This window comes from Pseudoclavibacter sp. VKM Ac-2888 (assembly GCF_015351285.1).
Lineage (GTDB): Bacteria > Actinomycetota > Actinomycetes > Actinomycetales > Microbacteriaceae > Pseudoclavibacter.
The window spans coordinates 3210355-3225088 of the sequence record NZ_JADKSM010000001.1 but is presented as its reverse complement, the minus strand read 5'-3'; the positions used below and the strand labels follow the sequence as shown (position 1 = coordinate 3225088).

General features: G+C 69.5%; 13 protein-coding genes. 3 read left to right on the top strand and 10 right to left on the bottom strand.

Annotation, left to right across the window (positions count from 1 at the left end):
* Positions 1-579: 579 nt before the first annotated feature.
* The 9 genes from ITJ61_RS15275 to ITJ61_RS15235 form a co-directional block, all read right to left on the bottom strand.
* The gene (locus ITJ61_RS15275; RefSeq protein WP_194686778.1) at positions 580-1776 is read right to left on the bottom strand and encodes an acetyl-CoA C-acetyltransferase; all 1197 of its coding nucleotides are present in this window, start codon (positions 1774-1776) and stop codon (positions 580-582) included.
* Between the two features lie 113 nt (positions 1777-1889).
* Positions 1890-2912, bottom strand: a complete 1023-nt coding sequence (locus tag ITJ61_RS15270; RefSeq protein ID WP_194686633.1) for a fumarylacetoacetate hydrolase family protein — start codon at positions 2910-2912, stop codon at positions 1890-1892.
* Complete coding sequence (locus ITJ61_RS15265) at positions 2909-3970, bottom strand: amidohydrolase family protein (RefSeq protein ID WP_194686632.1); 1062 nt, start codon at positions 3968-3970, stop codon at positions 2909-2911. The genes ITJ61_RS15270 and ITJ61_RS15265 overlap by 4 nt, the downstream gene beginning before the upstream one ends.
* Positions 3967-5100, bottom strand: a complete 1134-nt coding sequence (locus ITJ61_RS15260) for an FAD-dependent monooxygenase (RefSeq protein ID WP_104332802.1) — start codon at positions 5098-5100, stop codon at positions 3967-3969. The genes ITJ61_RS15265 and ITJ61_RS15260 overlap by 4 nt, the downstream gene beginning before the upstream one ends.
* An 88-nt stretch (positions 5101-5188) precedes the next feature.
* Positions 5189-6265, bottom strand: coding sequence for a cyclase family protein (locus tag ITJ61_RS15255; protein WP_194686631.1), 1077 nt, complete (start codon positions 6263-6265; stop codon positions 5189-5191).
* The gene (locus ITJ61_RS15250; RefSeq protein WP_258062980.1) at positions 6262-7251 is read right to left on the bottom strand and encodes a fumarylacetoacetate hydrolase family protein; all 990 of its coding nucleotides are present in this window, start codon (positions 7249-7251) and stop codon (positions 6262-6264) included. Before ITJ61_RS15250 ends, ITJ61_RS15255 begins: the two co-directional genes overlap by 4 nt.
* Before the next feature lie 64 nt (positions 7252-7315).
* Entirely contained in the window at positions 7316-8095 is a 780-nt protein-coding gene (locus ITJ61_RS15245) for a hypothetical protein (RefSeq protein WP_194686630.1), read from the bottom strand.
* Positions 8096-8184: 89 nt separating this feature from the next.
* Positions 8185-8535 (bottom strand): hypothetical protein, encoded by a 351-nt coding sequence (locus tag ITJ61_RS15240; RefSeq protein WP_104239802.1) that lies wholly within the window; start codon positions 8533-8535, stop codon positions 8185-8187.
* A gap of 567 nt (positions 8536-9102) precedes the next feature.
* Positions 9103-9789, bottom strand: coding sequence for a GntR family transcriptional regulator (locus ITJ61_RS15235; protein WP_194686777.1), 687 nt, complete (start codon positions 9787-9789; stop codon positions 9103-9105).
* Positions 9790-10045: 256 nt separating this feature from the next.
* On the opposite strand from ITJ61_RS15235, the gene ITJ61_RS15230 reads away from it, so the two are divergent.
* The 3 genes from ITJ61_RS15230 (at position 10046) to ITJ61_RS15220 (ending at position 13847) form a co-directional block, all read left to right on the top strand.
* Positions 10046-11431, top strand: coding sequence for an APC family permease (locus ITJ61_RS15230; protein ID WP_104307411.1), 1386 nt, complete (start codon positions 10046-10048; stop codon positions 11429-11431).
* Between the two features lie 62 nt (positions 11432-11493).
* On the top strand, positions 11494-12564 hold the full coding sequence (locus tag ITJ61_RS15225) for an amidohydrolase family protein (RefSeq protein ID WP_104307410.1): 1071 nt from the start codon (positions 11494-11496) through the stop codon (positions 12562-12564).
* Positions 12561-13847: a hypothetical protein gene (locus ITJ61_RS15220; RefSeq protein WP_194686629.1), complete on the top strand. Its 1287-nt coding sequence runs from the start codon at positions 12561-12563 to the stop codon at positions 13845-13847. Before ITJ61_RS15225 ends, ITJ61_RS15220 begins: the two co-directional genes overlap by 4 nt.
* Here the strand turns inward: ITJ61_RS15220 and ITJ61_RS15215 are convergent.
* Complete coding sequence (locus ITJ61_RS15215) at positions 13761-14516, bottom strand: SDR family oxidoreductase (protein WP_323744381.1); 756 nt, start codon at positions 14514-14516, stop codon at positions 13761-13763. The genes ITJ61_RS15220 and ITJ61_RS15215 overlap by 87 nt on opposite strands.
* Between the last annotated feature and the right edge of the window lie 218 nt (positions 14517-14734).

The following is a 14734-nucleotide window of genomic DNA, read 5'->3' as shown; positions in this document are numbered from 1 at the left end:
CCTACGTCAACACCGCGCGGAAACTCCTCGGCATGGGTTCCTCACCTCGGCGCAAGAAGATCACCCGCACGAAACGCCAAATCCATGCCGAGACTTGCTCAGCCATTCCGCCAGCACCCGCCCCCTGTCTCGGGATGGCTTCCACGCACGCAGATGGCTTGCAAGCCATCCCGAAGCGCCAAAGCCATCCCGAGATTCGCTCGCCAACGTCAACACCGCGCGAAAACTCCTCGGGATGGGATCCTCACCTCGGCGCAAGAAGGCCACCCGCACGAAGCGCCAAACCCATCCCGAGACTTGCCCAGCCACTCCGCCAGCACCCGCCCGCAATTTCGGGATGGCTTCCACGCACGCAGATGACTTGCAAGCCATCCCGAAGCGCCAAAGCCATCCCGAAACAGGAGTAGTCAGCGGATCGGCGGAAACGCGGGGCAACGGGGCACCCCATCAGTGCGCCGCGGACCAGCGGACCAGCGTCAGTTTGGCTGCCGCCAGCGGATCAGCGGATCGGCGGGTCGGCGGATCGGCGGATCAGCGGATCAGCGGATCAGCGGATCAGCGGATCAGCGGGTCAGCGGGTCAGCGGGTCAGGATGAGGGCGTCGCCCTGGCCGCCTCCGCCGCAGAGGGCGACGGCCGCGGTTCCGCCGCCTCGGCGGGCGAGCTCGTGCACGGCGTGCACGACGACTCGGGCACCGGATGCGCCGATCGGGTGGCCGAGGGCGATCGCGCCGCCGTGCGGGTTGACCACCTCGTCGGACACACCGAGCTCGGCCTGCGACTGGACGACAACCGCGGCGAAGGCCTCGTTGATCTCGATGTGATCGAACGAGGAAGCCGCGATGCCCTGCTTCTCGCAGGCGCGGGCGATGGCGCGAGACGGCTGCGACTGCAGCGACGAGTCAGGGCCGGCGACCTGGCCGGCCGCGCCGACGACGGCGAGCACGTCGTAGCCGTGCGCGTCCGCGAAGGCGCGGGTCGTGAGCACAACCGCCGAAGCACCGTCGGAGATGGGTGAGGCGTTGCCGGCCGTGATGGTGCCGTCCGCGGCGAATGCGGCGCGCAGCCCGGCAAGCGACTCAGCCGTGGTCGAGGGGCGGATGCCCTCATCGCGCGTCACTCGCACGGGCTCGCCGCGGCGCACCGGCACGTCGACGGCGACGATCTCGGCGTCGAAGAGGCCAGCATCCACGGCCGCGGCGGCACGCTGATGGGAGCGCGCGGCGACGGCGTCCTGCGCCTCGCGCGTGATGCCGAGGCTCGTGTTGTGCTGCTCGGTGAGCAAGCCCATGCTCAGGCCGGAGGCCGCATCCGTCAGCCCGTCGTGGGCCATGTGGTCGAGCGCCTCGACAGAGCCGTAGGCCCAGCCCCTGCGGGAACCGGCGAGGAGGTGCGGCGCCTGGCTCATCGACTCCATGCCGGCTGCGACGACGAGCTGCGCGTCGCCCGTCTTCAGCAGGCGAGCGGCGTCGATGACGGCGGTCAGGCCCGAGAGGCACACCTTGTTGATGGATGCGACGTGCGCCGAGGCCGGGATGCCCGCGGCGAGCGCCGCCTGACGTCCCGCGTTCTGCCCGACGCCGGCGGACAGCACGTGCCCGATGAGGACGGCGTCGACCTGCGAGGCGTCGATGCTGGCCTGCGCGAGCGCGCCGCTGATCGCGGCGGCACCGAGCTGCGGAGCGGTCAGCGTCGAGAGCTGCCCATTGAGCTTGCCCTGCGGGGTGCGCGCGGCGGCGACGATGACGATGTCACTCGGACTCGGGACGCTCGCCATTCCACCAGCGGGAGGACCGCCCGCGATGTCGACGGAGCCGCCGGCTTCGCCGCCGATCGCACCGCTCCGGAGCGAGCCGCCTGCGTCGAGTCCGTCGTCGCGGTTCGTGCTGCTCATGCGCTGACGCGTCCTCTCGTTCGTGCCCGCGACGCCGCCCGGGCGCGGGGAACCGGCACGGCTTCCACGGCCGCGCCGATGACATTGCTGACTTCGCCGATGCGCTCGACGCGCAGCTCGACGACGTCGCCCTCGGCGAGCGGGGGCGGTGTGAGGGAGCCCGCGCGGCCCCACAGCTCGGCGAGGCACCCGCCGTTGCCGGCGGTGCCGGAGCCGAGCACATCGCCCGGCACGACCCGTGAATTGCGGGACGCGTAGACCAGAAGCTGAGGGAAGGACCAGCCCATGTTCGAGAGCAGGTCGCTGCCGATCAGCTCGCCGTTGACCAGCACCTGCAGCTCGAGTTCGAGGAAGCCGTCGGCGTCGTGCGCGTCCGAGAGCTCGTCTGCGGTGACGATCCACGGGCCGAGCGTCGCGGCGAAGTCCTTGCCCTTGCAGGGACCGAGGCGCACCTTCATCTCGCGCGACTGGATGTCCCTGGCCGACCAGTCGTTGAAGACGCTGTAGCCGAAGACGTGCCCGGCGGCGCTGGCCTCGTCGAGGTTCGCCCCGTCGCTGACGTCGACCGCGCCCACGATGACGGCCACCTCGAGCTCGAAGTCGAGCCGCTCGGTCACGGGCGGGCGGATGCTCGCCCCGCTGCCCACAAGCGAGTGCGGGTTCGTGAAGTAGAAGGTGGGGGCGTCGTACCACTCGGCGACGACTCCCGAGTCGCCGTCGATGGACTTCACGACGCCCTCGACGTGCTCCTCGAACGCCACGAAGTCGCGCACGCTCGGCGCCTCGATGGGCGCGAGGAGTTCGACGTCGGACACCGACGGCGCGAGGCCGAGCGAGCCATCCGCCCGGGCCCGCTCGATGAGCGAGGTCGCGGCCGCGTTGGCGCGCTCGAGCCCGAGCCTGGTCGCCCCGAGCACGGTGAGCCCATCGGCGAAGGCGAGCAGCCGGTCACCGCCCTCGTGCGCGACGACAATCCCGTCGTGTGCGCTGCCGTCGTGCATCCACCTGGCGTACCTCATCGGGTCGCCTCCACGGAGTTCCACAGGCGCGGCAGTCGCGCGGCGTTGCCGAACAGGACCTGCGCCTCGTCGTCGGCGCCGAGCTCCGCGTCGTGCACCCGCTCGACGGGGTTCTCGACGCCCATGTCGAACGGGTAGTCGGAGCCGAGGAGCACCCGGTCGGCGCCCACGGCGGCGATGAGGTTCCGCAGCGCGGTCGGCGTGTGCACGAGCGAGTCGAAGCTCAGCTGCCGCAGGTACGTGGACGGCGCGCGCAGGCACGTGCGCGCTTCGGGCCGCACCTCCCAGGCGTGGTCGGAGCGGCCGATGAACGTCGGCAGGTAGCCGCCGCCGTGGGCCGCGATGAGCACGAGGTTCGGGAAGCGGTCGAGCACGCCACCGAAGATGAGGTGCGAGATCGCGGCCGCGTTCTCGGCGGGCTGGCCCACGGTGTTGGAGAGGTAGAAGCGGTCGAGGCGCTCGTCGAGGCTGCACCCGAACGGGTGCAGGAACACGATGGCCTCGAGCTCCTCGGCGCGGCGCCAGAAGTCGTCGAGGCGCGCGTCGCTCAGCTCGACATCGCCCGCGAACGACGATAGCTCGACGCCGGCCAGGCCGTTGGCGAGCACGGCATCCTCGAGTAGCTCGACGAGGCGGTGCGGATGCTGGAGCGGCACGAGGCCGAGCCCGCGGAGGCGGTCGGGAGCACCGGCGACGTGCGCGGCGATGGCCGCGTTGGCCTCCTTCGCCGCCCAGACGGCGAGCTCTTCGCCCGCCCACGGGTAGTAGTGGCTCGGCGAGGGGGACACGAGCTGCATGTCCACGCCCTGCACATCCATGACCGCGAGGCGCTCTTCGAGCGAGATGAGCTTCGGGAAGCGCGACTTGATCATGGCGCCGGAGGCGGCGAGGCTCTCTGGCCCGTTGCGCTTGGCTTCGAGCTCGCCGGCGGCGGCGAAGCCCTCCGGGTCGCGTCCCTGAACGGCGCCCTGGAGTGCGGGGAGGAGGAGGTGCGCGTGCACGTCGACGATCTGGCCGGCAGCGCCGGAAGCACGGCCGGGAACGCTCGCGGCGGTCATGCCGGCACCGCCACGAGCTGCGCGACGCCGCCCATGAGGGCGGGCACGTTGCCGTCGCGCTTGCCGTCGAGCTGCCACTGGCCGAGGGTCGTGGACGCCTCGACGACGTGGGCCGCGCGAGGGAGGCGGCGGGCGTGGAAGTCGTCCCAGAACGGCTGGTCGAGCTGCTCGCGCTCGAGCAGCATCGTCGCGAGCACGAGCCCGTCCTCGGCGGCCTGGGCCGCGCCCTGCGCGATCGTGGGAGGGCAGCTGTGGGCGGCGTCGCCGATGACGACGACGCGGCCGCGGTTCCATGCGTCCGGCACGACGTGCGAGGTGAAGAGCGTGTAGTGCACGCGGGCCGACTCGGTGAGCGAGTCCCGGATCTCCTGCCACGGTCCGCCGTAGCTGCCGGCGAGGTCGCGCATGATCTCGACGCTCTCGGCGGGCGTGAGGCCGCTGCGGTCCTGCGCCTTCTCGACGAGGTACGCGTAGATGCTGTTCTCGCCGGTCGGGCAGTAGCCGGCGATGAAGCAGCGGCCGCCGTAGTAGAGGTCGGTGTGCGTGACCTCGGCGGGGCGGGCCACGAAGGCGCGCCAGATGCCCATGCCGGTGCGCTCGGGCTTCGTCTCGATGCCGATGAGCGATCGGGTCGGCGAGTTGAGGCCGTCGGCGCCGATGACGAGGTCGACGCGCGACGTGTCGCCTGCATCCGTCGTCAGGGTCACGCCGTCGGCGTCCTGCTCGAGGCCCGTGACCGTGGTGCCGTAGTGGATGCGCGCACCGACTTCGAGGGCGCGCTCGGCGAGGATCTTGGCCAGGTCCGGGCGGTACATGCCGGCCGTCGCGGGGTACTCGGGGCCGCCGGTGCGGGTCTCGGTGAGGCTCGCGATGACCGTGCCAGCCGGGTCGGGGGCGCGCATGCTGACGTCGTCGAACGAGTAGGACTGCTCCTGGATGCGTTCCCAGACGCCGACCTGGTCGAAGACGCGCAGGGCGTTGCCCTGCAGGGTGATGCCGGAGCCGAGGGCCGTGATCTCGGACTTCGCCTCGTAGACGTCGACCTCGACGCCGCCGTCGGCGAGGATGATCGCGGAGACCATGCCCGCGACTCCGCCTCCGACGATGGCGACCTTGGAAACTGCACTCATGATGGTCCTGCTTTCTGCGTCTGCGTTGACGATGAAGGTGTCTGGGTCAGCAGCGGCGGGGTTGCCTCTGAGATGGACGAGTGGGTGCTCAGCGGATGGCGATCGGGTTGACGGGCGAGCCGACGGCACCCGTGATGGGCAGCGGCGGTGCGACGAGCAGGAACTCGTACACGCCGTCGGCCTGGCACGCGGATGCGAGGGCTTCGAGGTCCCACATCTCGCCGATGGTGAGTCCCATGTTGGGGATGACCACCTGGTGGAGGGGCTGGAAGGCCTCGTCGAACTCGTTCGGGCGCACCTCGAAGCCCCACGTGTCGGTTGCGATGGCCGCGATCTCGGAGCGGTGCAGCCAGCCGGCCGTCGTGAACGACAGCCCGGCGCTTGGCCCGCCGGCGTAGCCGTTCCAGCCGTCGCGTTGCGCGCGGGCGTAGCGGCCCGTGCGGACGAGCACGATGTCGCCGCGGCCGACCGCCGCCGTGGCGCCCTGCGCGTGGATGCACGCTTCCAGGTCGGCGGTCGTGATCGCGTAGCCGTCCTCGAGCTCCCCGCTGTCACGTAGGTGCCTGCCGAGGTCGAGGAGCACGCCGCGGCTCACGATCTCGGCCGCGGTGTGCTCGATGCCCGTCACGAGGTCGCCCTCGCTCGTCACGACCTCGCCCGAGCGGCGGCCGTTCCACGCGTAGCCGTGGTCGAAGATGTGGCCGAGGCCGTCCCACTGGGTCGAGCACTGCAGCGGCATGGCGATGACGTCGTCGGCCCCGCCGAGACCGTGCGGGAACCCCTGGTTCGCGAGCTGCGCATCCGTGCCCGTGTCGAGCATCGTGTGCACGGGGTTCGTGCGGCGCCGCCACCCCATCTGAGGGCCGTTCATGTCGAAGGGCTGCGAGAGCGAGAAGCTGCGGCCCGCGCGCACGAGCTTCGCCGCTTCGGCGCGCTTGGCGTCGTCGATGAAGTTGAGCGTGCCGATGCGGTCGTCGTCGCCCCAACGGCCCCAGTTGCGGTAGGCCTGCGCCGCGCGTGCGACTTCGGTGGTGGGGTCGGTGCGGTCGAGCTCGGCAGGGTTCGCGGTTGGGGCTCCCGTGACTTCAGGGGCTCCCCCAACGTCGCCCGTGCCCGTGGTATTGCCGGTGTCGGTGGTGTCCCCAGTGTCGGTGAGGGAGGTCACGAGGAGACCGCTTCTGCGCGCACCCGCGTCGTCTGCGTCCCGAGACCCTCGATGACGCTCACCATGACGTCGCCATCACGGAGGAGGCGGCCGTGCACGATGCCGTTGCCGGCCGGGCTGCCGGTGAGGAGCAGGTCTCCGGGGAGGAGCGGCATGGTCTCGGATGCGGCCGAGATGAGCGCGGGGATGTCGAAGAGGAGGTCGTCGCTGACGGCGTCCTGCATGGTGTCGCCGTTGAGCGTGAGCTTCAGCGTGAGCGAGTGCGGGTCGGTCACGAACTGCGCTGGCACGAGGAAGGGTCCCGTCGGGAGGAAGCCCGGCGCGTTCTTGCCTCGGTACCAATCCGTGCCGATCTCCTTCATGTCCTTCCGGAAGATGAGGTCGCGCGTCGAGATGTCGTTGACGATCGTGTACCCGGCGACGTGGCCGAGGGCATTTTCGCGGGAGACGCGGTGTGCACGCTTGCCGATGACCACGGCGAGCTCCAGCTCCCAGTCGTGCTGGTCGCTGTAGCCGGGCAGCTCGAGCTCGGCGTCGACACCGGCGACGGCCGTGGGGAGGCCGATGAAGAAGTACGGCTCGCCGTCCCTGGCGCGTGCATCCATCATCTCGGCCGCCCACTCGCGCAGCTCCTCGATGGGGCGCGGGTCGTTCTTCGCCCGGCCGGCAGCGACGAGGTCGATGACGTGCGTGCGGTAGTTGGCGCCCGTCTGCAGCACCTGGCGTGGCTCGACGGGCGCTTCGAGAGTGACGTCGTCGAGGGCGAGCCAGTCGGCGCCATCGCGTGCTGCTGCGAGCTGCGCGAGGCGGTCCCAGGAGGCGGGCGCTTCAGCGAGGAAGTCGTTGAGGGAGTCTGCGCCGAGCTCCTCGCTGCTCAGCGGGCGGATGCGGCCAGCCGCGACGAGTCCGAGCTGCGGCTTCCCCTCCCCCACACTGAAGCGGGCAAGAGCGAAGTCGGCGGTCAGGCCTTCGGACGACGATGTCACGGTTGGTCTCCAATTCACGACGCTTCGGTGCGTTCGTGACATAAGTCAACCGTGTCCGGCGCCATCAGCCAAGCGGGGATCCGTTATCCAGGGCATCAGGGCTGGTGATGGGGCAGCTCACGCTCTCGATCCAGGGGCGAACGTCGACGATCCCCTCCGGCAACAGGGCTCTGGCGGATGCGAAACCGTCTGGCAGCTGGGTCACCAGAGCGTGTGCGTAGCGTTCGCCTCGGTCGGTCGTTCCCTCCCCGATCTTCAGAAGATGATCATCCGGCACCGAGTCGACGAGGGCTCGCGCGTCTTCGAGCTGCGCCTCATTCCACCGACTGGGGAAGACGACGACGGGGCCCGCCGGCCCCTGCGCCACAAGCGCCTCGACTCGCTCCGGCTCGGGTGCGGAGAGGACGTAGACCCGACCGTGCTCGGCCAGGGCTATGTGAGTCATGGCGAGCACAGACGGATGCTTCCCCAACGTGGCGGCGAATGCCTCGAAGTCTGGATGCTCCGTGTGTGTGGGCACGTAAGCCTCCCGGACCCGCTGTGCAAGGACTCGGAGGGAGGCCACGGCCGGATCGACGGCAGCGTTCTTATTCCAGCGGGAAACCAGCAGGGCTTCTCCGTCCCAAGAGCCCTCTACTTCCACACTCCCCTCAAAGAGGGACAGCCCGACCCTCGCCGCCTCGTCGAGCCGGAGCGGCAGGAGACGCTCATCCCAGACGAACACCTCCGATGGACGAAACGGAGTGAGATACGACGCTGCGCGCGCCGGGTCGACCACGAGCCACCCGCGCGCACGGAACCTGCCGCCAGTCGCCAGCCCTGTGGACGCGCTCATCTCAGCCATACCGGTCCACGGTAGCTCGGGAATCCGCCCCGAACGCCGTCTCGCGTTGAACTTCGAGACAGGATTCGACGACTCGTCAATCTGTGACCTTAGACATCAGCCTGCGCTCGTCGATCAAGCGCCGCCGCACGAACACGTGCCGGATGCCCGATTGAGATGAGGATCTTTCGAGCCGGAGACTCCCCGGCCAGCAGGGGGCTGTCCCTATATCCCCAAATATTCCGGATGGAACCGACGAGCACGCTCACGGTCACCAGAATCGGAATCACCAACGGCACATCAAGACCCAAATTGTCGTAGAGGAACCCGAACGAGATATTGGCAGCAATGAAACCGACTGTCGAGAGTCGTTCTTCTACATTCACCATCAGACCAAGCCCAACGGCGGCAAGGAGTACGCCGATGTAGGCGGCGGCATTACTCGAGAGAAAATCGATCACCCTTGAGATTCCTTTCTGAGAGCTTCGACTCGAACCTCGTGAATTGGACCCGAACTGGCAACGAGGCTTCAGAATGGATGTAGGCGACGGAAACGCCACGAGCCCGGCCGTGACCACGCTCGCCGAGGCAGCCCACGACTGAAGCCACGTCCGCTACACGATTTGTGGGCACCTCGGGAACAAGAGCCGAGACGAGGGCACCTCCGACCCGTCGCGACAGGAATCCGCGAGGGGTGAAAGCCGTATTCCAATGCAACATTCTCCCTAATTTCGTCGCCGCCGCGGAACGCAGCGAAGAGCAACTTAGCAGACAAAATCACCTCAGAAATTTCCCGACTCAATTGAGGAACACTTCTGGCACAGCCGCAGCCGAACTCACGCAAGTCCTATATCCCCTATTTCGAGAGATTCTGACTTATTTCACGTGCGATTGGTGGGTAGAGGGTAGGGGGACGAGCCCGCACGGAATCGTGCACCACCTCGTCACCAGACGCCTCGCACTCGGACGCGCACGTCCGCTGACGCCTGGCAACCGAGCAGGTGCCCGAAGCTCGAGCCTCGAGCCCGCTAGGCAGGCAGGACCGGCGCGGCGAGCAGCGGCAGGGTCTCCGCCCGACTGCGCTCGACGTGTGCGAGCGCGAGCGCGGCCGCTCGTTCGACTTGGCCGCGCACGATCGCGTCGCAGAGGTCGCGATGCTCACGGTGGACGTCGTCGTCGTCGCGTTCGCTGGCGATGTGGAAGAGCCGCTTGACTCGCCCCTGCACGGGGAGGAGCAGGTCCCGAAGGAGACGACTGCCCGCGAGCGCGACGACGGCATCGTGGAAGTCAGAGGTGGCGTCGGCGATCCTCGACTCGTCTGAGGAGTCGACGGCAGCGTCTGCGGTTGCAAGGGCCACCATGAGCCCCTCCCCCGACTCCCCGTCGGCGCATCGTGCGGCGGCGAGGCGCGCGGCGAGCACCTCGAGGGACGCGCGGACATCGAACAGCTCGATCACGTCGGCGAGCTCCATGGGGGCCACCACGGCACCGCGACGCGGCAGCGTGCGAATGTAGCCCTCCGCCTCGAGCCTGGGCAGCGCCTCTCGGATCGGGATGCGCGAGACGCCGAGCGCCTCGGCGACCTCGCGCTCACGCACCCGACTGCCCGTGGGGAATCTGCCGTCGATGATGCGATCGCGCACGAACTCGTACACCCGTTCGCCATGAGACACCGAGGCCCCCGAGGGCTCCTCCGTCACGTTCGGACTCGTCATCGCCACGAACATCCCTCCTCGATCCACTGACTGGCTACGTTACGCACCCCACAGAGGCGGGGATGCTCGTGCATCCGCGGCCAGTCCGACGAGTACCACATCTTCACGTTTTTAGTATGCCAAAACTTAAAACAAGGCCCTCAGGATGCACGAAACGAATGGAAACAACTTCCCGTTCTCCAAGTTTTGGCATACCATCGCTCGTGTTCGGGTTCAGCCCGACATCGGTGCATCCCCCACGCAAAGGAGCCTGAGCATGACCGATACCGTCACACCAGTCGAGGAAGCGCGGCCGCGCACCCTCAAGCGCGCCCTCGGGCTGCCCGCCCTCATCGGGTACGGACTCGCCTCCATGGGCGTGCTCTCGGTCGTCTCCGTCTACGGCCCGGCCACCGAGCTCAGCGACGGGCACCTCCCCGCCGCGTACGTCGCGGCGATCATCATCATGCTGTTCACTGCCCACAGCTACGGACGCATGGCCGCGCACGTGCCGATCACGGGTGGCGCCTACGCCTACGTGACGCGCGGCTTCGGACCTGCGGTCGGCTTCGTCACCGGCTGGGTGATGCTGCTCGACTACCTGTTCCTGCCGATGGTGAACTTCCTGCTCTTCGGCCTCTACTTCAACAGCCTCTTCACCGCGGTGCCGGCCTGGGTCGGCACGCTCGTGTGCATCCTGGTCGTCGCCCTGTTCAGCATCATCGGCGTCAAGTGGTTCAAGCGCATGAACTTCGTCGTGATCATCGCATCGGTGCTCGTGATCGTCGTCTTCCTCGTCCTGGCGGTGCTCAACGCCCCAGATCTGACCTTGGCTTCGCTGACCGGTCCGCTCTCGATCGGCGAAGGCGGGCTCGCGCCGATCCTCGCGGCGGCGGCGATCGTGGCGTTCGCCTTCCTCGGGTTCGACGGGGTCTCGACGCTTGCCGAGGAGACGCACGATCCGCGTCGCAAGGTGCCGAAGGGCATCGTGCTCGCGACGCTGTTCGCGGGCCTCGGCTACCTGGCCTTCTCGATCGCCGGCAGTCTCATCGCCCCCGACTGGACCCAGCTCGACAACCTCGACGCGGCCGGCACGGAGCTCATGCAGCAGGCTGGCGGTGACGTGCTGATGGTCGTGTTCGTGATCGTGAACACCGTCGGCATCGTGCTCTGCGGCACGGCGGCGCAGATGAGCGTGAGCCGGGTGCTGTTCGCGATGGGCCGTGACGGCATCCTGCCCCCGGTGCTCGCGAAGCTGCACCGACGCTTCCGCACCCCATACGTTGCCGCCATCGTCGTCTCCGTCATCGCCCTGGTCGCGCTCTTCGTCACGCTTGACCAGGCCGTCTACATGATCAACTTCGGCGCACTCGTGGCGTTTGCCATGGTGAATCTCGCCACCGCCAAGGTGCTCTTCTTCGACCTCCGCCTGCGCAGCGGATGGGGGATGCTGCGGCACCTCATCATGCCGATCATCGGGTTCGTCTCCGTCGCCTGGCTGTGGACCTCGCTGGCCCCGTTCACCTTCGTGCTGGGCACGGCGTGGCTCCTCATCGGCGTCATGGTGTACCTCGTTCGCCGCAAGCGCCGGGGTGGACCCCTTGCGCTCCGGCTCGACGGCTCATCGACGGAGGCCATGCCCACGATCCCCTACCAGCAGTGACCCGGCCTCCAGCAGGCCAGGGCAGTCCGGGAGCTCACGACCATCCCGGGGAAAGCAGCACCATGACCGATTCCACGCCCACGCAGACGCTGCGCACGCCCGGGCTCGTCGACGCGCACATCCATCCAGACAAGACCTCGTGGGGTCGGCCCTGGCAGTCGCGTCGAGGAGCGGCCACGCTCGCCGAGCTGATCGAGAACGACCGCGCGACGCAGACGGCCTACGACACGAGCGTCGAGGAGCGCGCGTTCAGCCTGTTCTCGCAGGCGCTCGCGAACGGCACGTTCGGGATGCGCGCCCACGTCGACGTCTCCTCGGAGCTGGGCATCGGGAACGTGGAAGGGGTTCGTGCCGCGGCCGAGCGCCTCGCCGGCGACCTGACCGTGCAGATCGTCGCGTTCCCCCAGTTCGGGCTCCTCTCGAACCCGGGCACCCTGGAGGCGATGGCGGCATCGCTGCAGTCGGGCGCGGACCTCGTCGGGGGCATCGACCCCTCGGGGCTGGAAGGCGACCTGCACGGGCATCTCGACGCGATCTTCGGGCTCGCCGATCGCGCCGGACGCGAGCTGGACATCCACCTGCACGACGGCGGCGAGGAGGGCCTGGCGCAGATCCGGGAGATCGCGCGGCGCACGATCGCCGGCGGCCGGCAGGGCGGCGTGACCATCGGCCACGCCTTCGCGCTCTGCGATCCCACACTCGCGTCGCTCGGCGAGACACTCGATCTCGTCGCCGAGGCGGGCCTCTGGATCGCGGTGTGCGCGCTCGGCCCCGACCCGGTGCCCGACCTCGACCGCTTCGAAGCCCACGGCGTGCGGGCGGTTGCCGGCTCCGATGGGGTTCGGGATGCGTGGAGCCCGTTCGGCACGGGCAGCATGGTCGACCGCGCCCACCTCCTCGCCTACCGAACCGGTGCGATGACCGACGAAGAGCTGGAGCGGGCGTTCCGCATCGCCTCCATCTCGGGCGGCGAGATGATGGGCCTCGCGAGCGTCGCGGAGTGGGACGAGCGCAGTGGCACCCGACTCGAGTTCGCTGCCGAGAATCTCGCTCAGCTCGTCGTCGACCGGCCGGCTCCCCTTCGCGTCCTCCGCGACGGCCGGGTGCTCCACGACGGCCGGGTGCTGCGGTGAACGCTCAGCGCCAACAGGGCGTCGCGGCCGGCATCCTCGTCATCGCCGTCGGGCTGAGCGTCAGGTTCCCGATCACGAACCCCTCCGCGCTGCTCGGTGAGATCGGGACCGGCTACTCGCTCTCGCCGTCGGCGCTCGCCGTCCTCAGCTCGATCCCAGTGCTCCTCTTCGCGCTCGCCGCGCCCCTCGCCCCGCTGATCGTCGGCCGGCTCGGACTGCCCAGATCGATCGCGCTGCTCCTCGCGGTGCTCGCGAGCGCGACCCTGCTGCGACCCCTCGGACCCGCGCCGCTGTTCGTGTCGACCGTCCTCATCGGCGCCTCCATCGCGATCCTCGGCATCCTCGCCCCGCAGATCATCCGGAGCGCGCTCGCCACGCGCGGCGGGTTCTGGACGGGCGTCTACACGGCATCGTTCGGCGTCAGCGCCGCGACCGGCGCAGCATTCTCGGTGCAGCTCTTCCACGCCCTGGGCGATGAGGTCGGGCCGGCGCTCGCAGCGTGGGGAGTCCCCCTCCTCATCGCTCTCGCGTTCGCCCTCGCCTTCGGTCGCCGCATCGAGACCCGCGGCGCTGGGCCACGGCCGACCTCGGCTGGCGAGCGCCAGCCGATCCTGCGCGCCCGTGGGCTCTGGCCGGTGACGGGGTTCTTCGCCTGCCAGGCGCTCCTCTACTTCTCCATGACCGCGTGGCTCCCCACGATCGCGATGGACCGCGGGGCCACCCCCGCCGCGGCCGGACTGCTGCTCGCGTGGATGAGCGTCGCCGGGCTCCCGGCGGCCCTGTTCGCACCGATGCTCGCATCACGAGCCGGCTGGCGTACGCCGATGCTCGTCGTCACCGCACTGCTCGGCGCCGCGAGCCTGCTGGGCCTCGCGATCGCACCCCTCGCGGCGATGACCGTGGTCGTCGCGGTGCTCGGCGTCGCCTTGAGCTCGGCGTTCGGGATCTCCGTCGCGCTCATCGTGCTCACGGCACCGAGCGGCGCATCCACTGCCGCATTCTCGGCCGTGGTGCAGGGCATCGGCTACGGGGCCGCGGCGGCCGGCCCCCTGCTTTCCGGCCTGCTTGCCGGAGCGGGCATCGGCTGGCCGGTCATCATCGTCGGCCTCGCTGCCGTCGCGCTGCTCGAGCTCGGGTTCGGCGTCGCGAGCTCCCGGGCGTCCCTCGCCGTGCAGCGAACGGGAGCGCCGGCCACCTCAGCTGATCGCGCGGGCGATCGGGAGGCCGACGCCGTGCGAGGTGAGGCCGCCGTCGATCGCGAGCTCGGCGCCCGTCACGAATGAGGTCTCGGGCGAGAGCAGGCTCGCGATCACGTCGGCGACCTCGGCCGGCGATCCCGTCCGGCCGAGCGGTGTCAGCTCGACGTTGATGTCGCGGAACACCGCCGAGGCGCTCGCCGTCATTGGCGTCTCGATGTACCCGGGATGCACGATGTTCACGCGGATCCCCCGCGGCCCCAGCTCCATCGCCGCGGTCTTCGTGATGCCGCGCAGCGCCCATTTGCTTGCCGCGTACGCCACCGCGTAGTGGGCCGTGACCGCCGCCGCGGAACCCACGTTGACGATGGATGCGCCGCTCGCCATGAGCGGGGCAAGCACCTGGATTCCGAGGGCGGGGCCCGTCGCGTTGACCGCGAAGGCCGCCTCGAAGTCCTCCGCGGTCGCTGCCTCGAGCCGGGCGCGCCTCGTGATGCCGGCCGCGTTCACGAGACCCGCGAGCGCGCCGGTGGTCGCGGCGAGCTCGGCGAGCGACGCCCAGCCCTCCGGGTCGCGCACGTCGAGGACAACGCGTCGCACGTTCGACGGTTGGGCGGCATCCGCGGGCCATGCCAGGTCGGCGGCGATGACCGGGACGTCGCCCTCGATGAGCCGCTCCACGACGGCCGCGCCGATGCCGGAAGCGGCCCCCGTCACGACGACGGCTGCGGCGAACGCACTGGTGGTCTCAGGCACGGGGCTCCTCTCGGCGCGCGGCTCTGCGCATCCACCTCAACTCAAGCAGGGAGCGCGGCAGGCGGACAGCGGCAATCGCTGATCCGGCCCATCCGCTCCCTGGATACGACGGCGACGGCCACGGCCAGCCCCGATTCGGGATGGGTTACACGCCTCGGGATGGGTTGCAACCCATCCACAAGCGCGAAACCCATCTCGAAACCGCAGGGGGCAGGCAG

Excerpts from the sequence above, each read along its gene's own strand:
- ITJ61_RS15275 (WP_194686778.1), bottom strand. The coding sequence starts at position 1,776 with ATGGCGAGCGTCCCGAGTCCGAGTGACATCGTCATCGTCGCCGCCGCG.
- ITJ61_RS15270 (WP_194686633.1), bottom strand. The coding sequence starts at position 2,912 with ATGAGGTACGCCAGGTGGATGCACGACGGCAGCGCACACGACGGGATT.
- ITJ61_RS15265 (WP_194686632.1), bottom strand. The coding sequence starts at position 3,970 with ATGACCGCCGCGAGCGTTCCCGGCCGTGCTTCCGGCGCTGCCGGCCAG.
- ITJ61_RS15260 (WP_104332802.1), bottom strand. The coding sequence starts at position 5,100 with ATGAGTGCAGTTTCCAAGGTCGCCATCGTCGGAGGCGGAGTCGCGGGC.
- ITJ61_RS15245 (WP_194686630.1), bottom strand. The coding sequence starts at position 8,095 with ATGGCTGAGATGAGCGCGTCCACAGGGCTGGCGACTGGCGGCAGGTTC.
- ITJ61_RS15235 (WP_194686777.1), bottom strand. The coding sequence starts at position 9,789 with ATGACGAGTCCGAACGTGACGGAGGAGCCCTCGGGGGCCTCGGTGTCT.
- ITJ61_RS15230 (WP_104307411.1), top strand. The coding sequence starts at position 10,046 with ATGACCGATACCGTCACACCAGTCGAGGAAGCGCGGCCGCGCACCCTC.
- ITJ61_RS15225 (WP_104307410.1), top strand. The coding sequence starts at position 11,494 with ATGACCGATTCCACGCCCACGCAGACGCTGCGCACGCCCGGGCTCGTC.